The organism is Lysinibacillus sp. FSL K6-1151 (assembly GCF_038630755.1).
GTDB lineage: Bacteria > Bacillota > Bacilli > Bacillales_A > Planococcaceae > Lysinibacillus > Lysinibacillus fusiformis_D.
On the sequence record NZ_CP152040.1, the window covers coordinates 2,718,389 to 2,741,907 of the forward strand.

Genomic DNA, 23,519 nt, shown 5'->3' on the forward strand with positions numbered 1-23,519 from the left:
AGCCATATGGAACGGTGAACATTTTCCTATATTGGGTAAAAAAATGTTCGTCTAGTCCTAAAATAGTCCGTTCGGTAATTTCATATTTGAAATTTTCGATGAATATGAGACAATAGAATGCTAGAAAGGAAGATGTACGAAAGATGACGACCTTACAAAAAATAACACCTGTCTTTGATCCATGGGAAGCGTATTTAGATGTGGAACAGCATGGACAAATGACACTATCAAATATTGAATTTACAACTACTAATCTTTGCAACATGCGCTGCGCTCACTGTGCAGTAGGCTATACATTACAAAATAAAGACCCTGAGGCACTACCTATAAACTTAATTTTACAGCGCTTAGACGAGATACCTCATTTAAAAACACTCAGCATTACAGGTGGAGAACCGATGATGAGTAAAAAGTCTGTTCAAAACTATGTATTGCCGCTTTTAAAATACGCACACGAACGAGGCGTACGGACACAAATTAACTCCAACTTAACATTAGAGCCAGCTCGTTATGTATTGATTGCCCCTTATCTAGATGTCCTTCATATTTCTCATAACTGGGGAACGATTGATGAATTTGTAGAAACCGGCTTTGCCATGATGGAGCGCAAACCAACTTATGACCAACGTGCAGCTTTATTCCAACGCATGATTGATAATGCTAAAATGCTAGCTGAGCATGGTGTTATGGTATCTGCTGAAACGATGTTAAATAAAAAAACATTGCCTTATTTAGAGCATATCCATCATCAAATCATTGAGGAAATGAAGTGTGCGAGACATGAGGTACACCCAATGTACCCATCAGACTTCGCAAGTGCACTTAGTTCTTTATCATTAGAAGAAACGCGTGAAGCCATTCACCATCTACTTGATATTCGTGATGAAAATACATGGATGCTATTTGGCACACTCCCATTCTACCCTTGCAGTAGGAATGAAGAGGATCAAAAGTTGCTGCACCGTCTGCGCACAGCGAAGAATGTCACAATGCGAAATGACCCAGACGGTCGTTCTCGATTAAACATCAATATTTTCACAGGCGATGTGATCGTTACAGATTTTGGTGATACACCAGCACTTGGCAATATTGTGCATGACGAGCTACCAGCCATTTTTGATAAATGGATGACAACTGACTTAGCAAAATCACTCAACTGCCACTGTCCAGCAGTCAAATGCTTAGGGCCCAATGTTCTTGTGAAAAATATGTATTATCAAGATGCCGCATTTGTGAGTGGCTCTGCTCGCATATAAATGTTTTCCAGTAAGTACAATTAAATATAAATAGATAACCTCCATATTGACCAAAGTTTGATCCAAGAAGAGTTTCACTAAATTGCTTATTTACTTAATTTATATTTTTTATAATTTGTTCAACAAGGTATAAAAAATAATGAATGGTCTATACTATTAAAGATTTCACTTCAAATCCAATGACTGGGAGGGTTAACCCGATGAGTGCGATTGATCGATAACTCAGAAGGACCATCAAAGCTGAGTAAAGTACAGTTTTCTTAGGAATATCTTAAGATCCTATACGGAAGCGAGGCAGTGTGTCATGGAGAAAAAAATGTAGTGGTAATCAGACCCGGAAATTTATTTCCGGGTTTTTCTATGTTGTGTGCAAGCCTATGGTCAATAAAAAATCACCTCGACGACTACATACACGAGGTGATTTTATCAAGCTTTATTCGTTCTATATTAATTCCTTTGCCAGGAATTTGTAGGTATTCAAACGACTTTCTAGTTCATATTGATTACAATTCAGCATGACTTCATCGAAACCATACTTCTCTTGCTCAGCGATTAAAAATGCAGCAATGTCTTTTGGTGTCCCAACAAGATTCGCCTTACGGTTATTGTCAATTGTCATTTTATCCATTTCCGACAACGGATAATCCTTTGCTTCTTCTGGTGACATCGTTTGAATGATTTGCCCCTTCATCAGTTGAAGACGAGAGATATCAATTGGTTTTGCCAAATATTCCGCTTCTTCTAAAGTTGGTGCAACCGTTGCTGCATATGTCACAATAATTTGTGGCTTTTCCATATAATAAGAAGGCGTAAAATAGGATTTATAGGCATCAAAAATATCCTTCGACATATTGCCAGTGAAGAATTGTGCATATGAATAGCCTACTCCAAGCTGTCCAGCCTGCATAGCACTTTGTCCACTCGATCCTAGTAACCAAGCCTCTGGTAATGAAATATGAGCAGGGGCTGCGATGACTTGATCATAGACATGCTCACCTGTTTTTTGATTATTCATAAGCTTTAAAACGATTTCGAGCTTATCATACTGTTCCGTGAAGCGTTGACGTCTTCCCTCTGCTAATGCATAAATAGCGGCATGGTCGCCACCTGGCGCTCTACCCACACCAAAATCAATCCGATTCGGTGCTAAACCAGATAATGTCTTAAATACCTCTGCTAGCTTATAAGGCGAATAATGCATCATCATAACGCCACCTGTGCCAATGCGAAGACGTTTTGTTTTCGCGGCTAAAAAAGCGGCAGTCACTTCAGGAGCTGAACTTGCTAGTGACTGACTATTGTGATGTTCAGCTAGCCACATACGATGATAGCCAAGTTCTTCACCTAGTAGTGCCAGTTGTTCTGTACGTTGGAAGGCTTCCTCTGCAGAATGACCTTTTGGAATGGGCATTTGATCTAACATACTTAATCTCATTTAAAACATCCTCTCTGTCTCTAAGCTCCCCCTTTTACTGTAATACAGTTTGGATGATTTACAAAATAAAAAACCTTACTCATAAGCTAGTTGTTTCTTTTCCCATGTTTGATAGACCATGCCGACTAGCTTTTGTTGTTGCTGCTGGTTCAATACTACATCTTTAAATTTCATCGCCTGAAGTGAGAATTGCTGCGTTTGTTCGTTGACAACAAATTGTAAGATAGCATGTCCTTTTTCACCTTGAAACGTAATATCACCCGATAATTCAACAACCTGCTCCCCTGTTTTTGCTTGATAATAACGCCAGTACGGTTCAAAAAAAGCATAATTAAACGCATTTCGAACTGTGACATCTGAAAAATTCTCCAAATAGCCTTCTTTTACGGTATCAATATAATCATGGTCTGTTATATCTTTTTTTGCATTAAAGACATATCCTACAAGCACTCCCATAAAAACCACACAGAGAAATACGCGTAGATGATTTCCTAAACTCATGTCATCACGTCCCCTTTACGTAAAAACACCATCATTTACATAATACATCAAAATAATGACTTCAAGTAGAAATTATTTGAATAATGTAGCAATTACATTCATTTTCTATAAAACCTCTCCATGTACTTAAGCCCAAAAATAATCGATAGTATATTTACAGCTTATCTTCAGTTCGCTACTATCAGATTATTATGATAGAAAAGAGATGACCTGTTGTGCCTTTTGAATTAGATGTAAATATTTTAATGATCTTACTTCTTTTTGGTTTTTTAGCAGCATTTATTGATTCAGTGGTGGGAGGCGGTGGCCTTATTTCTTTACCCGCCCTTATGTTTGTTGGTCTTCCACCCTCTGCTGCAGTAGCAACAAATAAATTAGCAGGTACGATGGGATCACTGACTAGCACAGTGACATTTTATCGCTCTGGCAAGCTAGATATTAAAGCCGTCTATAAGTTATTCCCCTTTGTCTTTTTCGGCTCTATGTTAGGTGCTTGGATTGTCCACTTAATGGACCCCAGTGTTCTCAAGCCACTAATGCTGATAATGCTTGCAGCAGTGGCTATCTACACCATTTTCAAAAAAGACTGGGGAAGTATATCGAGCTATAAAACATTAACACCAAAACGTTATCTCATTTTTGTTATGGTGATCACACTAGTTGGATTTTATGATGGCTTTTTAGGTCCTGGAACAGGCTCATTTTTACTTTTTGCTTTTCTTATGGTTGGTTTTGACTTTTTACAATCAGCAGGAAATGCAAAATTTTTAAATTTTGGCAGTAATATAGCTGCCCTTCTTATGTTTATATACTTAGGACAAATAAATTATGCTTATGGTCTACCGATGGGACTTGCACAAATTGCAGGTGCTATTGTTGGCTCTAAATTTGCGATTAAACGCGGCAGTGGCTATGTACGTAAATTATTTATCGTTGTGACCATTCTATTACTCTTGAAAAATACATATGACTATTTTTCATAATCAGCATTATGCTTATGTATGCCGATACTATTGAAGGATAAAACTTATCTCAATCGAGGTAAGTTTTTTTCATGGATTAAACTTTTTCCCTCTACTCGCACGTCTAGATAGTGTATACAATTTGACAATGTTAAAAAAGGAGCTTCTTTGGACATGAAAACAAGAAATGCATTTCAACATGAAGAGGTGTTTGTCCAATTCATTCGTGAACAAAAAGAGCGTTTTTATATGCTCGCGTATAGCTATACAAAAAATGAACAGGACGCACTAGATGTTGTACAGGACAGTATCCAAAAAGCCATGCTCTCATTAGATCGACTTGAAAATGTGACCTATATGAAAAGCTGGTTTTACAAAATAGTTGTCCGTACGGCCATTGATTTTTTGCGTAAGCATAAACGCTTACAAGTAACAGATGATGATACATTACAATATTTAACGCCAGCTCAAGAGGATGTTTATGAGAATGTAGACTTGGAGCATGCGTTGGATGAGCTCCCACAAATGTATCGTGAGGTTGTCATTCTCCATTATTTTGAGGATTTAAAGCTCGCTGACGTAGCGAACATCCTTGATATTAAGTTGAGTACAGCCAAATCGCGTCTTTATAAAGCGTTAAAACTATTGAAAATACAATTGGAAGATGTGAAGGGAGAAACTGCACATGGATAAAAAATTACAAAAATTAGAAAAACAATATATGGAGGTTCCTATTCCAAAGGAGCTAGACTTTGTGGTTGAAAGTGCACTAAAACAAGGTCGAAAAAAGAAAAAAAATCGCACACCACAATGGCTACTTGGATCAGCGGCTGCGGCTATGCTGTTTACAGCTAGTTTAAATGTTAGCCCTGCAATGGCACGAACACTTTCTGAAATCCCTGTTGTTGGTAGTGTGGTGAAAGTATTAACTTGGACTGAATATGAGGTGGCAGAAGATAATTATGATGCCAACATTCAAGTTCCTTCCATTGAAAATTTAGAGAATCAAGAGCTTGCCAATGCTTTAAATGAAAAATATCGTGCAGAGGGGAAAGCCCTTTATGATAATTTTATTGCTGAGGTTGGAGATTTAAAAGCTAGTGGTGGTGGACATTTAGGTGTTGATAGCGGCTTTGAAATCAAAACAGATAATGACCAAATTTTATCGATTGGCCGTTATGTGGTAAATACGGTTGCTTCCTCTTCAACGGTCATGCAATACGATACAATCGACAAGCAAAATGAAATTTTAATTACACTACCAATGCTCTTTAAAGATCAACAATATGTTGAGACAATTAGTGAAAATATTAAGGAACAAATGCGTACACAAATTGCAGAATCTAATCAAGAAAAAATTTACTGGGTGAAAGGCGCAGGCCTTCCCGATGAAGAATTAATGGAAGCATTTACAACCATTAAACCAGATCAACCATTCTATATTTCAGATCAAGGGAAACTAGTGATTTCCTTCGATAAATACGAAGTAGCACCAGGCTATATGGGAGTTGTAGAATTTGAAATCCCAACAGATGTGCTAAAAGGAGATCTAGTTAGCACGAAATATATTCACTAATTGAGCTTACTATTCATAGGACGAGGTATTTGACGATTGAATCATCAAATACCTCGTTTTTTCATGAGGTCATGCCATTTTTTGCTTATAAAAATGACTTTTTTTGTCTAAGCTAGTATGTATCAATCAATGTTAGAGGGTTTTCATCATGAAAGGTGTAGGATCAATCAGTATTTTACATGTCATCTTCCTATCTATGACTGTTATTGGCTTAAAAAATCATGTAACGATTATTCCCCCGCTGTTAGATGTAGCCAAAAGAGATGGTTGGCTATCGGTTTTACTTGCTGGAGGAGTCATTTTCTTTTGGCTATTTCTATTAGTATATATTCAATCGAAGTCTAAACAGGAACCCATTCGAGACTGGTTAAACGAAAAAATCGGAAACATTGGCTCTTCTATTGTCATTTATACAATTGTCATTTTTATAATGATTATTACAGCTTTTACGATGGTTGAAACCTTGCAATGGGTTAACACAACATTTTTACCGCAAACGCCCGTTATCATCCTATTATTTATCTATACCATTTTGTGTATTCTTCTGGTGACGACGAGCTTGCAGACAATTGTGATTTTAAATGTCTTTGTGTTATTCGGAGTTGTGGTGTTTGGCTTTTTTGTTGCCTTTACCAACCTACAAGTAAAAGACTATGATTTATTACGACCGTTTTTTGAACATGGTTTCCAGCCCGTTTTTCGAGGCATGATTTTCCCAGCATCAGGGTTCATAGAGCTTTTAATGCTACTATTTTTACAACATCAATTTAAAGAACGAATTCGGTGGTATCACTTTGTCATTATGCTATCGATCTTAGTGGGACTCACATTAGGGCCATTAATTGGAGCCATTACCGAATTTGGACCAAGTGAAGCGGCTAAACAACGCTATCCTGCCTATGAAGAATGGGGTTTAGTGACAATCGGGCGCTATATTGAACATCTAGACTTTTTCTCTATTTACCAATGGCTAACAGGGACCTTTATTCGCGTTAGCTTCCTTTTGTATATCGTGGCAGATTTATTAAAAATGACCGGCAATCCGAAGCGAATATGGCAAATGCTTGCTCCTCCCTTCTTTATACTTTGCTTGCCACTCATTATGTTAAATGAAAATTTATTTTTAAAGGTAAAAGGAAATTATATCCTAACTTCTACGTTTATCTTTTTCTTTGCCCTGTCAATTTTTTTCGTAATCGTAGCTTTCTTGTCGGATAAATCTTCTAAAAAGGGGAAAACTGAAAAACAAGACATGAAAAGTGGTGAATCGTAATGCCTCAGCACGAGCAGGCGCTAGATCTTAGTACGCTCAGAAAATTATTTCAAAAATCGGCAGATATTCAATTTCAAGAATACACCTTTAATCAGCAAAAAGTACACTTCATTACATGTGATGCGATGATTGATCAACAAATGCTCAATGAAGTGATTATTGAACGTATTCAATATTTATTTGACCATTTGGATGAGGTCCCCCTTGAAGAGAATATTGCTAGGCATCTTCATATTCCGAGTATTCAAAAAATAGAAGACAAGGAACAGCTAATTACATTTGTTTATAGTGGTTTCCTGTTGCTGTATTTTGATGAAGATAATCTTTTATATGCTAGTAATATTGCGCATAAACCTAATCGTCAACCTGAAGAAACGCGCATGGAGGTTCTTGTTAAAGGACCGAGGGATAATTTCATTGAAGATATTCGCGTCAATATCGCACTGTTACGAAAACGATTGCCAACCAATTCCTTTTGTGTAGAAAAAATGGAGCTTGGGAAACGTTCAAAAACAACGGTTGCTATACTTTATTTTGATGATATTGTGGATATGGATATTTTACATGGGATTAAAAAGCAGCTAGCAGCCGTAGATACAGATATTGTATTTAGTGGTGATTTATTGATGGAACGGGTCAATAAAAATTCTAAGCTTTTTCCAAAGTTTGATTACACAGGGCGACCTGATTATGCCGTTCAAGCCTTAGCAAGAGGTCGATTTATAATTTTTGTTGATGGTGTTGCCTATGCTGTCGTAACACCAGTCAATCTGTTTTTATTACTTAAATCGGCTGAGGATAATGAATATCCTATTATCTTCAGTTCCCTCGAACGATTATTAAGGATATCAGGTATTTTAATCGGCTTACTACTGCCTGCATTTTGGCTAGCTTTAACGACCTATCATCAAAATCAATTACCGTTACAGCTACTCGCAACCGTTGTGCAGGCTAAATCGGGCTTACCGCTCCCCTCTTCGCTTGAAATGCTCTTGATGTTGCTAATGTTTGAATTGTTTCGTGAGGCAGGCTTACGTCTACCCTCTGTTATTGGTGGGACCATCAGTGTGGTAGGCGGATTAATTATCGGAGATGCTGCCATTCGAGCAGGGGTAACAAGTCCTGAAATGATTGTTGTGATTGCTATTTCTACTATTGCCTCTTTTACATTGGTCAATCAATCGCTTGTTACATCCGTTAGTATTTTAAGGATTGCCTTTATTTTTGCCAGTGCCTTTTTTGGACTGTTTGGCTTCTTTGTTTCATTATATTTAACACTCCTTTACCTATGTAATATTCGCATTTATGGCTACTCCTACATGAATCTGGCAACAGATTTAAATTGGGCTACCATTAAAAAATCCATCTTTCGTTTATCACCTAAGGGCTATACAGAGCGTAACAAAGCACTTGCTCCTCAGGATTATACACGAACATCAAAAGGTCACGAAAACAAAGAGTCCTAAAAACAAAGCAAATAGCATCCCTTCAAAAATGGTAGGGATGCTATTCTTTGTACACTCAAATAGTTTGTGCCCTTTCTTTGATACTGTCTAGCACGCTTTCCCAATGACGTTTCATTTCTTCTCGTACAGTTTGATCAGAAAGATGCTCTTGATGAAAGCTAATCGTCGTTTTATGTCGTTCTTTAGGTAGAATACGGATTTGTACAGTGGATGGTCTTGACCACGCTTCTTTTTGCCACGTGAGTCGAAGCTGCTCTAATGGTTTAACAATCCTGATTTCCCCTGTCCCTGTCCTTGAATGGTATTTATGCCCAGCTTCAAAAATAATCGTAGTACCTTCTCCTAACCAGGAATGTACTCCTTCTGCCGTCGTAATAAGCGCCCATGCTTGCTCCTGTGAAATTGGAAATGTCCTTCTAACCCCTACTTGAAAGCCTACACTTTTTGTTTGACCAATGATTTGTTGGTTATCCATTACTTCACCTCATCTATTTCATCATTTTTACTAGTGATTGTTCTATTCGATTTTTTTGCGTATTATTCCTTTCACCATTCAAAAATTTTGCTAACCTATCTAATCCCGCTTCAACATTACTAATTATTTCTATACTAAGTGTGCTTTTAATCAACGAGCTGAGGCCTTTTCATGATCAATAAAAAAAACCCAAGCTCAAAATCATTTGAGTACTTGAGCTATGCTTATTAAAACAAGAATTAGTCGTAATCATTCTCTTCTTCTATTTTTCGAATGACACCTGTCTTTGCATTTACTTCAACTTCATACATCTTATTTTGAGCAGTCAAAATAAATATTTCATAGACCAAAGTCCCGTTTTCCATATCCATGCCATAATGTATGATTTGACCTGGTACTCTTTGTACAGCAATTTGCATGGCTTGTTGAAGAGATATCCTTTGATTATTTGATGGCATAACCATTCAATCATCCTCCCCTTGCTACATAAACCTATACTATGCATGTATGTGTTTTTATGACAATGCTTGAGAATATGTGTCAAATAGAAAAGGGAGATTGTTTTAAAACAATCTCCCCATTTCTCTACGTTAGTTCAACAAAATCTTGTTGTCTGTTTTGTTCCGATTGTCCCTTACGAAATTGAATATGATGAAGCTTCGCAAAAAGTCCATTTTGAGCCACTAGCTCATCATATGTACCATCTTCTTCAATACCGTTCGATGTCACAACTAGCACGCGGTCTGCATTACGAATAGTTGCCAATCGGTGAGCAATAACTAATGTTGTGCGATTTTCAGCTAGCTCTGTTAACGATTGCTGGATAATCATTTCTGTTTCTGTATCTAATGCAGAAGTTGCCTCGTCTAAAATTAAGATCGGTGGGTTTTTCAGGAACATACGAGCAATTGCTAATCGTTGCTTTTGACCCCCTGATAATTTCAAGCCACGTTCACCAATTTGCGTGTCGTAGCCATCTGGCAGCTCTGCGATAAATGATTGTAAATGGGCCTTTTTCGCTGCCTCTCGAATTTCTGCTTCACTTGCGTCTAATTTTCCGTAGGCAATGTTGTCACGAATCGTCCCTGTAAATAAAAAGACGTCCTGCTGTACGATACCAATTTGAGCACGTAATGAAGCCTGCGTCATATTGCGAATATCAATACCATCTATCGTAATAGCACCTTCTGTCACCTCGTAAAATCGAGGAATTAACGAACAAATCGTTGTTTTACCCGCACCTGATTGTCCAACAAAGGCAATGGTTTGTCCAGCTTTTACATCAAATGATAGATCACGTAAAACCTGTTTCGATGCATCATAATTAAAATGAACATTGTTGAATGCGATATCACCTGCTAAGTGCTTGATGACCTTGGCATCCTCACGATCTTGAATTTCTGGCTCCTGCTCAATTAATTCACGGAAGCGCTTAAAGCCAGCCATCCCTTTAGGATAAAGCTCTAATAATGCACTAATTTTATCAATTGGTTTAATCAAAACATTCGTATATAAGACAAAGCTTACTAGTTCACCGTAAGAAAGCTTTCCATTAAAGCTTAACCAAGCACCGACAACAAGTACCACTAATGTTAAAAGGCGTGTCATCATGTAGATACTGGAGTGTGTTCCTGCCATTATTTTATAGGCATATAATTTTGCCGCACGGAAAAATCCATTCTGTTCTTTAAATCGGCTAATTTCAAAAGCTTCATTAGTAAAGGATTTTACGACGCGCACACCGGATACACTGTCCTCCACACGTCCATTGACATCAGCAATTTTTCCGTACATCGTTTTCCATGCATTATTCATTTTGACATTACTAAAGGTCACTAGCCATGTTAAAAACGGCACCATAATCACTGCAATCAAAGCGAGCGTTGGGTTCACATTAAACATAATAGCAAAGGCCCCAATAAAGGTCATAATCGCTATAAATAAATCCTCTGGCCCGTGATGAGCAAACTCCCCTATATCAAATAAATCGTTAGTAATACGACTCATAATATGACCTGTTTTTGTATTATCAAAGAAACGGAATGATTGTCTTTGTACATGTGTAAATAATTCCTGTCGCATATCTGTTTCAATATTAATGCCAAGTTTATGGCCTAAATAGTTGACGATAAAGTTCAAAAAAGTACTAATGGCATATACAAGCAGCAATAACACACTCACTTTTACAATCATGCCCCAATCGCCTGATGGCAACAGTTCATCGATAAACCACTGTACAGCTAACGGAAAGGCAAGCTCTAAAATGGCTACAATAATAGCACTCGAAAAATCGATGACAAACAATCGTTTATGTGGCTTGTAATAGGAAAAAAATTTTCTATACATGTTTGTCTCCTTTCTAAGTTGTAAAAATTTCGCCTATCTTTTAATAGTACCATTTGTGCAATGGTAACGGAAAAGTATTTTTTCCCCATAGCAGTATATTTTTATTTACTTTCATTTTGTCACATGCTATTATAAAAGTAAGAATTGAATAGCTTTTGACTTTATTGTCAAAGGGGAGTAGCTAGCAGATGCGATCGATGCATCTGATTTCACATTCGTCATTACATGGTATCTTACCATCGGGTGTGTTGGCATTTTTTGTCACACAGAATTTATTCTGTGGAATGAACAGTTAATTGCTTAGCAAGACCTTTGCCTGTTTTTTAGGCAGAGGTCTTTTTCTTTTGCTTAAAATAGGGAAAGAATAAGTTAGCAAGCCATTCATTTCTGTTCAACAATTAAAGGAGGAAATACATTTGGAGGCAATTATTTTAGAATACGCATGGGTACTTGTCGTATTAATCGTACTAGAAGGTTTGTTAGCTGCTGACAATGCTGTCGTAATGGCTGTTATGGTTAAGCATTTACCAAAAGCTCAACAACAAAAAGCTTTATTATATGGATTAGTTGGGGCATTTATTTTCCGCTTTGCCGCACTATTCCTTATTACAACACTCGTTAATTTCTGGCAAATTCAGGCAATTGGTGCTGCTTATTTATTGTTTATGTCAATAAAGCATATTTATGATTCCCGGAAAGCCTCGCAAAACTCCGAGGAAGTACAAGAGCCAAAAAAGAAATCTGGCTTCTGGATGACGGTTGTAAAAGTAGAGCTTGCTGATATTGCATTCGCAGTAGACTCTATTTTAGCAGCGGTAGCGATTGCTGTCACACTACCACATATCGGTGATTTTGATATCGGTGGCATTAATGCAGGTCAGTTTGCTGTTATGTTCTTAGGTGGTATTATTGGTGTGATCATGATGCGTTTCGCAGCTCGTTGGTTTGTGAAAGTTCTTGATAAATTCCCATCGCTTGAAACAGCTGCCTTTCTAATTGTTGGTTGGGTTGGTGTGAAACTAGCTGTGTTAACACTGGCACATGAGAAATTAGGCGTGATTCCACATGAATTCCCGCACTCGACTATTTGGAAAGCAATTTTCTGGATTGTTTTAGTTGCTATCGCACTTGGTGGCTACTTAATCGGTGTCAAAAACCAAAAGAAACAAGAACAATAAGACAAAAAACATCGCTTCGATTCATGTCGAGGCGATGTTTTCGTATTTCCTTCAAAGGAAAACGTACAAATTTTCTAATTGAGAACTAATATCAATTAACTTTTGCACAATTTGCCTCGAAAATTAAATTTTTTGTATGTAACCCCCTTTACACTGTATACTAGTAAAGAAGTCATTTACTGCAAAAGGAGGAAAACTTTTATGTTATCTGAAAAATTACACACAGCTCTTAACGAACAAATGAATTTTGAATTTTACTCTGCCCATGCTTATATGGCAATGGCAGCCTATTGCACAGACCAAGATTATGATGGCTTCGCTAACTTCTTTTTAGTCCAAGCCGAAGAAGAACGCTTCCATGCCATGAAATTTTATAATTTCTTAAGTGATATGGGCTATCGTGCAACAATACAAGGCTTTGAAAGCCCAGGTAATCATTTTGATTCGATTTTAGACGCCTTTAAAACAGCTCTATCGCACGAAAAAGAAGTAACACGACGCATTTACAATTTATCAGACATTGCTTTAGATGAACGTGAGCATGCGACTATGGCATTCTTAAAATGGTTTATCGATGAGCAGGTAGAGGAAGAATCAACATTCGATACATTAATCCGCAAAATTGAGCGTATTGAAAATGACTCCAATGCTATCTTTATGCTAGATGCAGAATTAGCTTCGCGTACATTTACACCTGATGCTGAAGCATAAAACATAGTTTTTTTTAAAATCATGAATCATTAGCTAAGAAATGACAAAAGCTACGAAGTTTCATCATAGAAGCTTCGTAGCTTAATTTTTGTACTACAGCTAATTCTGTAGGTGATCGTAATAAAAATCATAATCTGCATAAAAAAGAAACGTCAAAAATCAACGTTTCTCTTTTCTTAATTATGATTGTTTAGGCTCTCGAACTTCTCCATCAAATGCAGCTCGATAAATAGCATAGATATCTTCTCGTTCTAGTGGCATCGGGCTTCGTGCTAAAATTCTTGTTTGTTTCGTTGCATCATCCGTTAATTGTTCTAAGGCTTGTTCTGGTATATTAAATCCTTTTAATGTGGAAGGAATATTAACATCTTGAACGAGTTTTTGTAGTGCGTCGACGCATTTATAGGAAGCCTCTTCTTGCGATAAATAGGCAGATGCTATACCCATTGCATCTAAAATATCTTTCAGACGTTTTTCACAGCTTTGACGAATATAGCCCATAACATATGGCAATAGCACTGCATTGGAATCACCATGTGCAATATGGAATTGGCCGCCAAGTGGATAGGCTAACGCATGGACACCAGCTACACCAGCATTGAAGAATGCCAAGCCTGCTAAATAGCTGCCATAGCTCATATCTGTTCGAGCCTGCTTATCTTGCCCCTCATGGACAGCCGTTCGAATCGAATGACTAATTAATCGAATAGCTTGCAGGGCAAGGGCATCTGTTACCTCGTTCGCATTCACTGATACATAAGCTTCAATGGCATGTGTGAGGGCATCCACACCTGTAGCAGCCGTTACCTTTGGTGGTAAAGAAATCGTTAAAGCTGGATCTACAATTGCTACATCTGCTAATAAATAATCATGTGTTACGACATCCTTCGTTGTGTCGAGTGATAGCACAGAGATATTCGTTACCTCTGAGCCTGTCCCAGAAGTAGTTGGAATTAAGATTTTGGGCAGCCCTTTATTGTCCAATGTTTTTGTCCCTGTTAGGTTTAAATAATCTGCGACTTGTCCCTCATGTGTTGCTAATACAGCAGCGAGCTTTGCTAAGTCTAATGCACTTCCCCCACCTACACCAATGACTAAATCGAACTGATGATTTCGAGTAAAATCTACAAGTTTTTCGCCAATGGCAAGCGGTGGCTCTGGTGCAATCTCCGTATAAATAGTGGTTGTATACCCCTTTTCAATTAAAGGTTTTTCAACATGATTTGTTAACCCTATTTCTTTTAATAATGGATCTGTCACAATCAAAATATTGCGCGCGTTCAATTTCTCTACCTCTATCAGGAGCTGACTTAAGCTTCCCCAGCCGGTATAGCTTGTAGGTGTAAAGGTTAATTTATGCATGGCTTCTCTACTCCTATCTATTCATAATAACCTTCTGTTGATTTTCTAAATGATTTAAATTGGACAGGATCATGGCCAAACCATACTTGTGAATTCGTTTCATTTGCTAATCTTCGAATCCGTTCAACCGTCCCATTATAGCCTACAGAGTCATAGATAATGCCTGGTGGCTTAACGGGAGGACCAAAGCTTTCAGCCGTATAAATAGCATCCGAGGCTAAAATGATGCCTCCTGTATCGGGCATCTGTATATGCAAACCGAGCATACCCCAAGCATGCCCACTACCAAAATTCAATACTTGGATTCCTTCTGCTAGCTTCACTTGATCCTCGCCACGCTTAATTAGGCGCCATTGTAGATTGTTTTTAATCCACATATCAATGTCACCCCAAACATACGCACCGTCTTTGACGTTTCGTGCATAGGTTTGTAATGTACCGTTAAATTCGTCTTCTTGCACAATAATTGTTGCATTTGTGAACAATTCTAAGCAGCCTGCATGGTCGAGATGCAAATGGGATGCGACAACATATTTGATGTCCTCTGGACGAACGTTTAATTCTTCTAAGCGATGATGCAAATAGCATTCTTCTGGCATATTAATAGGAAATGCCTTTTGCGTAAATTCACCCCAACGGCCTTCTGGCCCCATAGAATTTGGATTACACGCTGTATCAAAGAGAATTTTACCCTCTGGATGGTCAATCAGCACTGTATAAACAGGGAATTCCACAAATTCATTTGGTTGGTTTGGATGATCGATCGTTGCTGGATTATGCATGGCAATCATATAGTTTTTATCCATTCGCATCGTACCATTGTCCATTACATACAATTTTGGGTGTTGTTTGATCATTTTCATGTTTCCCATCTCCATTCGTGATTATTGGTTATTCCAAATTACTAGCTTCATTTCCGTCATTTCCTCTATTGCATATTTAATGCCCTCACGACCTGTGCCACTTTCCTTCACACCACCGTATGGCATATGATCTACACGATACGTCGGAACATCATTAATAATGACACCGCCAACCTGTAATGATTTCGTGGCTTGGAAAGCAATCTCAATAGAAGGTGTAAAAATCCCTGCCTGTAAGCCATAATGGGAATCATTGATAGCTACTATCGCATCCTCTATCGATGAGACTGTATTCACCGTAACGACAGGTGCAAAGATTTCCTCACAGGACACACGGCTTTGTGGTTGAGCATTATATAAAACAGTAGGTAATAAAATGTGATTCTCAATGCGACCACCAGTTATAATCTGTGCCCCTTCCGCAACTGCCTCTTCAATCCATTGATAGGCTCGCTGTTGTTCAGCTCGTGAAATCATCGTCGCTAAATCCGTCTTGCTGTCCAGTGGATCACCCATTATTAGCTGTTCTATTTTTACTTTCAGCAGCGATAAAAATTCGTGAATCATACTCTCCATAACATAAATACGCTGCAATGAAATACACACTTGACCTTGATTTGAAAAAGCTCCCATCACAATGCGATCCATTATACGGTCGAGTTGGACTCCTTCATCAATAATAACGCCTGCATTCGAGCCTAATTCTAATGTTACTTTTTTCAAACCAGCTCGATTACGTAAGGAAATGCCTACTGCAGGGCTTCCCGTAAACGTTATCATTTTAACGTGTGGATGTGCTAAAAACATATCCCCTACTAATTTGCCTTGTCCAGTTACAAGATTAAATGCTCCTGCTGGTAAATTGGTTTGGGCTAATAACTTGGCTAAAAAATGAGCAGATAATGCTGTTTGTGTGGCAGGCTTCAACACAATGGTATTGCCTGCCGCTAACGCTGGCCCTACTTTATGGGCTACTAGATTTTGCGGAAAGTTAAATGGCGTAATCGCTGCCACTACACCTATTGGTTCCCGTAATGTATAGGCAAAACGCCCCTCTCCATTTTTCGAGGCATCCATCGGAATCATCTCACCCGTAAGTCGCTTCGCTTCTTCAGCCGCAAATTTATAGGTTTCAATGGTGCGATCAATTTCTGCATAGGCATACTTTAACGGCTTCGCTGATTCCAATGAAATAATGTTCGCTGCTTCTTCCCGATGTTCCGCAAACAGCGTGGCTAAATGTTCCAATATCTCTGCGCGTTGAAAAGCGGTTAAAGCAGCCATTTGAGGAGCTGTAGCCTGCGCACTTTCAATGGCCTCCTGTACATCCTGTTCAGTAGCCATCGCAAATTGTGCAATCACTTCCTGTGAGTAAGGAGCTTGCACCTCCATCCAGTCAGCGGTCATCTTCCATTCCCCGTTGATCCATAAGCCCTTTTTCAAAACTTGTGTCACTCCTTTCTTTATGGTTACGTATTCATTTCAGAAAATAAAGAAATGAATACGTAACCATTTTAGTGTAAAAAACAAACTGACATTACATCAGTTCATTTTTACACGTTGTATTTCTTGGGAAAAGTTTAACAGACTCTGTTTGCTGGATGCAAGTACTTTTTTTTTCCATGATCTCAAATAATTTTTCGATGGCCATAAAACCAAGGTTTTCCTCTGTGGTTAAACCAACTGTTGTTAAAGCAATAGAATGATGTTTACTCAGCTCGACATTATCAATACCTATGACATTAAAATCCTTCGGAACCTGAAAGCCTCTTTCCAAACAAAGATTTAATATTTCAATAGCGATAGCATCTGTAGCTGCGCAAATAGCTGTTGGTCTACTAGCGAGTTGTAAAAGTTCCTCAAAGGCACGTTCAATATCCTTTTTATTAGTATTCGTTAAAAAAGTAGGCACGGCTTTGGCCTCTATCCCATGTTCCTTTAAGGCACGTTCAAATCCCTGATAGCGCCCATAAAAAGTACTCATTTGATGGGGCCCACCTATCCAGCATAAGGATTGATGCCCTAACGATAAAACATGATTGGCTGCAAGATAACCAGCATGCACATTATCAATCTCTACAAAATGTCTATTTTCTTGATGCTTACGATTAAACATAATAAACGGGATGCCTAGTTTTTCTAGTTTAAAAAACAAATCATCTTGGTACAGCATAGAAGATAAAATGATCGCGTCTGCTTTTGTTTCCAAAACCGCATTATAAATTGAATGTAAATTATCCTCTGTTCCAAAATAGACATTGACTTTATAACCACGTGCATTAACATAATTCACGATTGCTGTTGTTGTATCAACAAAAAAAGGGTTGTGTAACGGCCCCGAAATCAATGTTATAATGCCTGTTTTTTTCTGAACAAGCGATCTTGCTATATCATTTGGCACATAGTTTAGTTCCTCAATCGCCTTCATTACTTTTTCAATTGTTTTTGGCTTTACCAGCTCTGGCGTATTCAACACCCTAGACACGGTTGTTTGTGAGACACCAGCATGCTTTGCCACATCTTTTGAAGATACCAAAAAAACCACCCATTTCATCATTGTAAAGCTATATTATACCATTTATAGCATAATGGTAATAGGGAAGACCAATTATTGGTTTAGCCCTTTCGTTCATAGGGCTTAGCTGCTTCACTCGCTTTAAAATTGTAGACGGGTTGAATAACTTTTACAATATCCACTGTTTCCCCAATAGCAGCTGTAATTTCTGCCATTGGCTTATAGGCCATTGGTGCCTCATCCAATGTTTCTTCGTTAACAGATGTTGTCCAAACCCCTTTCATCGTGTCTTTAAAATCTTCCATATTCAACGCTTTTTTAGCCGCTCGACGTGAGAACATGCGCCCTGCTCCATGCGGTGCTGAATAATTCCATTCTGCATTGCCCTTCCCAATACAAATAAGAGAACCGTCTCGCATATTCATAGGGATGACAAGCTTTTCTCCTTTATTAGCACGAACAGCCCCCTTACGAAGGGTCATTGTTTCTGTCTCAATATAGTTATGGATCGTATCAAAGGTATCTACAAAATGCCAATCCATCTGTTTAGCAATCGTTTCTGCAATCGTCCAACGATTCATACGTGCAAACTGCTGTGCAATCTTCATATCGTGAATATAGTCATGGAAAGCTTCACCTTCTAAATAGGCTAAATCTTTCGGAACTGGCGGGTGTTGTTCCTTATAGGCTTGAATCATCGTTTGAATCTCCTGTTCCCGTCCTTGCTGCTTAAGCTCTACTATCTTTTCAGTCAAATCTTGTCTACGTAAATTTTCATAAGCTCTCTTTTGATGCCAATTGGCAACCTTTGCCCCTACATAGCGTGAACCTGTATGGATTAATAAATAGTAGTGATTGTCTTCATCCTTTGCCAATTCAATGAAATGATTGCCTCCACCAAGTGTCCCTAATGATAGATTGGTATAGTCATCTTTCAAGCCGCTTGCTCGAAATTGTTTACCTTCAAACTCTAAAAAATGTCGATTGGGTGATACTTCTTGATGAATGTCCTGCCCACTTGGTATATGTGTTCGAATAATGGTATCGAGCTTTTCATAATCCACTGTCGATACATTTAATTGAGCGACTAATACACCACAGCCTACATCTACACCGACAAGATTTGGTACAACACGACCCTGTAATTGAATAGTTGTGCCAATAACACAACCTTTCCCCGCATGGTAATCTGGCATAATTCGTACCTTAGTACCTGCCATGAAAGCCTGATCTGTCAGCTCTTGAATTTGCTCGATGGCAGTTTGCAATGCTGTTTGTGCATAAATTTTGGCCTCTGTGTAACGACCTTTAATGTCAATCATGTCTATCCCTCCTTCCTATTTATACGTAAAAATGGAATGAAATGTTTCATAGTGTTGAAAAACAAAACCATCCATAGCGTTTTGGTGAAAGGTGAAAATGGGTTTCCGTTACAGGCTACTTGCTTTCCACTCCATAAAAATGTTTCTTTTTAGCAAAGGTTTTCAAATAAAGTGAAGGGTATTCACTACTCTTTATGGAGGGGTGTTGTCATTCATCATTTTTCCATATTGAAAATAAGAGACTATCCTTTCTCTAATCATACAAATAATGGGCTATTTTGTTTACTAGGGCTTGGATAAAAGATAAGAAACAGATACTTTTACACATGGTGAGTGAAGCGGCTCATCGAACGCTTCCTGAAAAGGACGCAAGCAGAACGGACATCAATCCCTCGCCTTTCAAAATGGCTGCTGCTGCCATTGACATCACCTGTTCTCAACAACATGAAACGTTCTAAAAGATTATACTTTTAGAACGTTTTGCGAAGGCTTATTCTTCATACTGAACAGCTAATTTCTTTGGTATTTCTGGTATATCGTTTGATTTTACATCTTCTTCTTTTAACGTAAGCCTTTGTAGTGCGTACTTTTCTTGCACATCAAAAGGTATTGCAATACTTTCCATTTTATTATGCATTTGACTTCGTGCAAGTAAGCCTTTGTTGGATAAATCAATAGCTAGAATAGCCTGAACAGTTTCCTCTAGCATTTCAAGATCCTTCGTTTTCAGCGGCATTTGCTCGTTCATTAAAAATGGTAGAAGCTGCTCTTTAATATAACCCTGCGCTTCAATTAAGCAAGAAAATTCGTTTAACTTTTCAGCATAACGCTTTAATTGGCGCTTCTCTTTTGCACGTTGTTGATTTAATTCTTGTACTTTTTGTTCAATACGATGCATGCGCTCTTTCACTAAATCCACTAAATAGGCTTGTATACCTTGCATCATTTGTAATACAGTGGCTTCCGCTTGCTGTACTTTGTCATATTGAGCGACACAATCCAATTGCTGCTCATTTAATTTTTGAACTCGCTCTTTGAAAAATTCATTTTGTGTATGCTGACCAAAAATAGCTTTCATAAGCCCTTTGCCATGAATTTTTTTATGCTGCGCATCCAAGCGCTCATATTCACGGGAATATTCACTATGCATGTTGCGATATTCCCGTAACATTTGTTGGTAATACACAGCCATTTCAGTAAACTCTTCCACCTTATCATCCTGTAAATAATCATGTAGCGAGATCGTTTGTAACAGCTGATATAATGTTTGAACTTGTTTAAATGTATTCGCTACCTGCTCGTATTCTTGCTCATATTCTTTAACAATTGCTAAATCCCGTTGATAGCGAGAAAATTCATATTGGGTATCGCCTGCATATTTCTCAATATTCTCTACAGCAGATTGAAAAGGATCACGTTGTGGAATTACAGTTAATTCGAAGCGGAATCGTTCAAGCCATTGCAAGAAGCGGATTAAGATGGCGTAGGTTTTTTTATCACTATTTTCAGCCACACGATGGATGTGGGCAATTAAATGATCGTACTGGCTTTTTTGCCAAAGCTCCTGGTTGTCCGTTTGTTTGGCTTCTAGTGCATTGGTTGCTGAAACCGCTACAAAATCACTCATTAAATGACCAATACGTTGTTGTTCTGAGCTCATAAATGCTGTAGCACGCTCATCGATATCAATGCCATTGATGACACATAAAGGTTCTACCCCTTTATTTTTTAATGCATCGATCAATAATAGTTCGGCATCAATCGCCATAGAACCCGCACGCAGCACCCAGAAAATTTCATCGACACGGTTCATAAGCGCTTCTGAGAAATAAGCCATTTCGCCTCCACCTGCTTCTAATGAGACAGAATCGATAATAGTTACCGATTTTAATAAATCATTTTTCAAATAGACTTCAAGATAATCTAAATGTTCCCGTAAAATCTGAGAGGCAAACGTATCACCAGTTGTCAGTAGCTCTAGTTTACTCATATCAAATATAGCTACAACGCCATCTAAAAAATAGGCTTTAATCTCTTCTTGTTCACCATAGCGTATAAATGTATTTACACCTGTTGGATGCTGATCATCAACTGATAATATTTCACGTCCAAGAAGCCCATTGACAAGTGTCGTTTTGCCCACTCGCTCTTTTCCGACTACTAAGATCATCGTTTGGTTATTGGCATCTTGAATAATCCGATTTAAATGTTTCGCTGTATCTTTCACATATGTATTTTGCACAATGATGCCATACAAATGTCGCAGGTGATCAACAAATTGTGGCAAAATATTATTCGCTGAGGTTGTATATTCGATTGGCGTGTTGTCAATGTTCGTCATCCTCAAAACCTCTTTTCGTATGTATCTATAAAACTATTATAAAGGAAACCATGGCTTTTCTAATACATGGATTGATGAAAAGAGGACAATGTACTTATGTGATTATATAGTAAATAGGAATTCATCCTTATACTTATTCGATGTCTGCTCCATATATGAGCGGTTACTCGGACTAAAGGGAACAGCGTACCCCTCTGAATTCTACTAATTTTAATAGAAGTATGAGGTATTATCATTTTTATTTACCTCTGTTTTTCTATTGCAATGACCTTTCTCCTAAATGAAGTCTATTCCTCTACTCCAGCCATCCGAGCGTAAACAGCGCCAAGTGTTGGCATGCCGCCTTGTGCACCAAATTTTTCTACAGACAAGGAAGCAGCAATATTGGCGAAGTATACGGCCTCATCCAACGATTGTCCCTCTACTAAAGCATAGGCTAATGCCCCATTAAACGTATCTCCTGCTCCAGTTGTATCCACAGCTGTCGTCATATAGCCTGGTACATGGATTGGATAGGAGCCATCGAAATAACATGCACCATCACTACCTCGTGTCAAAATTATTTTATTAGGATACTTTTTTAAAAGCTGCTCGAACGGCTCATTAAAAATTTCAGCACATTCTGTTTCATTTGGCGTTAAATAGCTAATATCCTCCATCCATTGCATATCAAAATTGGCTGCTGGTGCAGGATTTAATAGGACAGAAACACCTGCTTCTTTACATAATTGAATGGCGTAGGCTGTCGTCTCCTTTGGGATTTCAAGCTGTATGATTACCATTTGACTTTTTTGTATCAATTCCTTAGAAGCTTCAAGGTGAGATGGGGATAACGCATAGTTTGCTCCAGGTACAACAACGATTCGATTATCGTCATTGTAAAGAAGAATATTGGCAATACCTGTAGGAGAAGAAGTACTAGTTACAATCGCATCTGTCTGAATCTGCTGCTGCTGTAAAGTGGCTTGTAATGCCTTACCAAAATAATCCTCACCTACACAACCAATCATTGCCACTTCACTGCCAAGACGAGCTGCCGCAACTGCTTGATTAGCCCCTTTTCCTCCAGGGACCGTTTGAAATGCATTGCCCAGAATGGTTTCCCCTTGTTTTGGAAAAGTATCCATGTGTACAACTAAATCCATATTTAAACTTCCGATCACTGTAATCATCAATTTCACTACCTTTCTTCTTTTTGATTAGCAGAAAAAGCTGAAATGAACACAATATTGTATTCATTTCAGTAGCTAATTTTATAGTAATATATTTGCAAAAACCGAAAAATCATCTAGATACTTTTCTAATATATCCAATGAAATCACTTGATAAGCAGAAACAGCAGTCATTTGAAATCCTGCATGTTCATTAAGTTTTCTATTGGAGCACCCTGGAAAAATTGAAAAGCCTCTCTACTTGTTACTCAACACTTAAATTTGGTATCAATGACTTGTTTTCAATAGGTGATGATAAGGAAATCAATGTAGTGGAATCGCCATACTTCATACTATCATTTTCAAATAATTCAAGTTCCTTTGTTGATTCAACTACTACTTTAATCAAATAATTGTATTCTCCGCTAATTCGGTGACACTCTACTACTTGTGAGGCCTGCTTACAATAATCAACGAAATTATTGCACTTTGTAGTCCGGAAAAGGACAAACGCAACAGTGGATTTCCCAACTTTTTCATTCGAAACTATAGCTCTGTAGCTCTTAATCACTTCTTGTTCTTCTAGTCTTTTTACCCTCTCTGTTATTGCTGGTTGAGATAATCCTATTAGTTTTCCAAGGGAAGTCATTGACAACCGAGCATCTGATTGTAAACGCATTAGTATATCTGCATCAATACTATCCATTTAAGCACCCCTTCATTTATACGATACTGACATTTCACAATTAATAGCTAATTTAACTAATCCTATTGGAAGGTGTCTAT

The 23,519-nt window shown here is 38.1% G+C and carries 21 protein-coding genes; 8 read left to right on the plus strand and 13 right to left on the minus strand.

The features are described from left to right. Positions 1-143 precede the first annotated feature (143 nt). Positions 144-1,256: a radical SAM/CxCxxxxC motif protein YfkAB gene (yfkAB, locus tag MHI04_RS13125; protein WP_141903697.1), complete on the plus strand. Its 1,113-nt coding sequence runs from the start codon at positions 144-146 to the stop codon at positions 1,254-1,256. 442 nt (positions 1,257-1,698) lie between these two features. Here yfkAB and MHI04_RS13130 read toward each other — a convergent pair whose 3' ends face one another. Together MHI04_RS13130 and MHI04_RS13135 are read right to left on the minus strand one after the other, a co-directional pair. After that, positions 1,699-2,691 carry an LLM class flavin-dependent oxidoreductase gene (locus tag MHI04_RS13130; protein ID WP_036123551.1) on the minus strand — a complete coding sequence of 331 codons (993 nt, stop codon included), beginning with the start codon at positions 2,689-2,691 and terminating at the stop codon, positions 1,699-1,701. A gap of 75 nt (positions 2,692-2,766) precedes the next feature. Continuing rightward, positions 2,767-3,192 (minus strand): hypothetical protein, encoded by a 426-nt coding sequence (locus MHI04_RS13135; protein WP_101966759.1) that lies wholly within the window; start codon positions 3,190-3,192, stop codon positions 2,767-2,769. Positions 3,193-3,407: 215 nt separating this feature from the next. On the opposite strand from MHI04_RS13135, the gene MHI04_RS13140 reads away from it, so the two are divergent. The 5 genes from MHI04_RS13140 to MHI04_RS13160 all read left to right on the plus strand — a co-directional run bounded on the left by MHI04_RS13140 (position 3,408) and on the right by MHI04_RS13160 (position 8,469). Next, positions 3,408-4,175, plus strand: coding sequence for a TSUP family transporter (locus tag MHI04_RS13140; RefSeq protein WP_101966760.1), 768 nt, complete (start codon positions 3,408-3,410; stop codon positions 4,173-4,175). 153 nt (positions 4,176-4,328) lie between these two features. Further along, positions 4,329-4,847: a sigma-70 family RNA polymerase sigma factor gene (locus MHI04_RS13145; protein ID WP_036123541.1), complete on the plus strand. Its 519-nt coding sequence runs from the start codon at positions 4,329-4,331 to the stop codon at positions 4,845-4,847. Beyond that, positions 4,840-5,730: an RsiV family protein gene (locus MHI04_RS13150; RefSeq protein ID WP_036123538.1), complete on the plus strand. Its 891-nt coding sequence runs from the start codon at positions 4,840-4,842 to the stop codon at positions 5,728-5,730. Before MHI04_RS13145 ends, MHI04_RS13150 begins: the two co-directional genes overlap by 8 nt. Positions 5,731-5,878: 148 nt before the next feature. Then, positions 5,879-7,003 (plus strand): endospore germination permease, encoded by a 1,125-nt coding sequence (locus MHI04_RS13155; protein WP_036123536.1) that lies wholly within the window; start codon positions 5,879-5,881, stop codon positions 7,001-7,003. After that, entirely contained in the window at positions 7,003-8,469 is a 1,467-nt protein-coding gene (locus MHI04_RS13160) for a spore germination protein (protein ID WP_036123533.1), read from the plus strand. Before MHI04_RS13155 ends, MHI04_RS13160 begins: the two co-directional genes overlap by 1 nt. A gap of 55 nt (positions 8,470-8,524) precedes the next feature. On the opposite strand, the gene MHI04_RS13165 is transcribed toward MHI04_RS13160, so the two are convergent. The 3 genes from MHI04_RS13165 to MHI04_RS13175 all read right to left on the minus strand — a co-directional run bounded on the left by MHI04_RS13165 (position 8,525) and on the right by MHI04_RS13175 (position 11,290). Next, a complete protein-coding gene (locus MHI04_RS13165) occupies positions 8,525-8,944 on the minus strand; it encodes an SRPBCC domain-containing protein (RefSeq protein WP_036123529.1) in 420 nt (139 codons plus the stop codon). A 239-nt stretch (positions 8,945-9,183) separates the two neighbouring features. Beyond that, entirely contained in the window at positions 9,184-9,408 is a 225-nt protein-coding gene (locus MHI04_RS13170) for a PepSY domain-containing protein (RefSeq protein ID WP_089932590.1), read from the minus strand. A gap of 121 nt (positions 9,409-9,529) precedes the next feature. Then, entirely contained in the window at positions 9,530-11,290 is a 1,761-nt protein-coding gene (locus MHI04_RS13175) for an ABC transporter ATP-binding protein (protein WP_342534909.1), read from the minus strand. Between the two features lie 416 nt (positions 11,291-11,706). Here MHI04_RS13175 and MHI04_RS13180 point away from each other — a divergent pair, with 416 nt between their 5' ends. Together MHI04_RS13180 and MHI04_RS13185 are read left to right on the plus strand one after the other, a co-directional pair. Then, positions 11,707-12,468: a TerC family protein gene (locus MHI04_RS13180; RefSeq protein WP_036123522.1), complete on the plus strand. Its 762-nt coding sequence runs from the start codon at positions 11,707-11,709 to the stop codon at positions 12,466-12,468. Positions 12,469-12,669: 201 nt separating this feature from the next. Continuing rightward, positions 12,670-13,179: a ferritin gene (locus MHI04_RS13185; RefSeq protein ID WP_036123519.1), complete on the plus strand. Its 510-nt coding sequence runs from the start codon at positions 12,670-12,672 to the stop codon at positions 13,177-13,179. A 180-nt stretch (positions 13,180-13,359) separates the two neighbouring features. Here the strand turns inward: MHI04_RS13185 and MHI04_RS13190 are convergent, their stop codons facing one another. From MHI04_RS13190 to MHI04_RS13225, 8 genes are all read right to left on the minus strand, one after another. After that, positions 13,360-14,541: an iron-containing alcohol dehydrogenase gene (locus MHI04_RS13190; protein ID WP_342534910.1), complete on the minus strand. Its 1,182-nt coding sequence runs from the start codon at positions 14,539-14,541 to the stop codon at positions 13,360-13,362. A 17-nt stretch (positions 14,542-14,558) separates the two neighbouring features. After that, entirely contained in the window at positions 14,559-15,413 is an 855-nt protein-coding gene (locus MHI04_RS13195) for an N-acyl homoserine lactonase family protein (protein ID WP_342534911.1), read from the minus strand. A 12-nt stretch (positions 15,414-15,425) separates the two neighbouring features. Next, positions 15,426-16,847, minus strand: coding sequence for an aldehyde dehydrogenase family protein (locus tag MHI04_RS13200; RefSeq protein WP_342534912.1), 1,422 nt, complete (start codon positions 16,845-16,847; stop codon positions 15,426-15,428). A 94-nt stretch (positions 16,848-16,941) separates the two neighbouring features. Further along, on the minus strand, positions 16,942-17,949 hold the full coding sequence (locus MHI04_RS13205) for a LacI family DNA-binding transcriptional regulator (protein WP_231745076.1): 1,008 nt from the start codon (positions 17,947-17,949) through the stop codon (positions 16,942-16,944). A gap of 71 nt (positions 17,950-18,020) precedes the next feature. After that, positions 18,021-19,241: an RNA-splicing ligase RtcB gene (locus MHI04_RS13210; protein WP_036128319.1), complete on the minus strand. Its 1,221-nt coding sequence runs from the start codon at positions 19,239-19,241 to the stop codon at positions 18,021-18,023. Between the two features lie 490 nt (positions 19,242-19,731). After that, complete coding sequence (locus MHI04_RS13215) at positions 19,732-21,582, minus strand: dynamin family protein (RefSeq protein ID WP_342534914.1); 1,851 nt, start codon at positions 21,580-21,582, stop codon at positions 19,732-19,734. Positions 21,583-21,869: 287 nt separating this feature from the next. Continuing rightward, on the minus strand, positions 21,870-22,754 hold the full coding sequence (gene rbsK, locus MHI04_RS13220) for a ribokinase (protein WP_342503688.1): 885 nt from the start codon (positions 22,752-22,754) through the stop codon (positions 21,870-21,872). A 244-nt stretch (positions 22,755-22,998) separates the two neighbouring features. Then, positions 22,999-23,439, minus strand: a complete 441-nt coding sequence (locus tag MHI04_RS13225; RefSeq protein WP_036128330.1) for an Lrp/AsnC family transcriptional regulator — start codon at positions 23,437-23,439, stop codon at positions 22,999-23,001. Positions 23,440-23,519 lie beyond the last annotated feature (80 nt).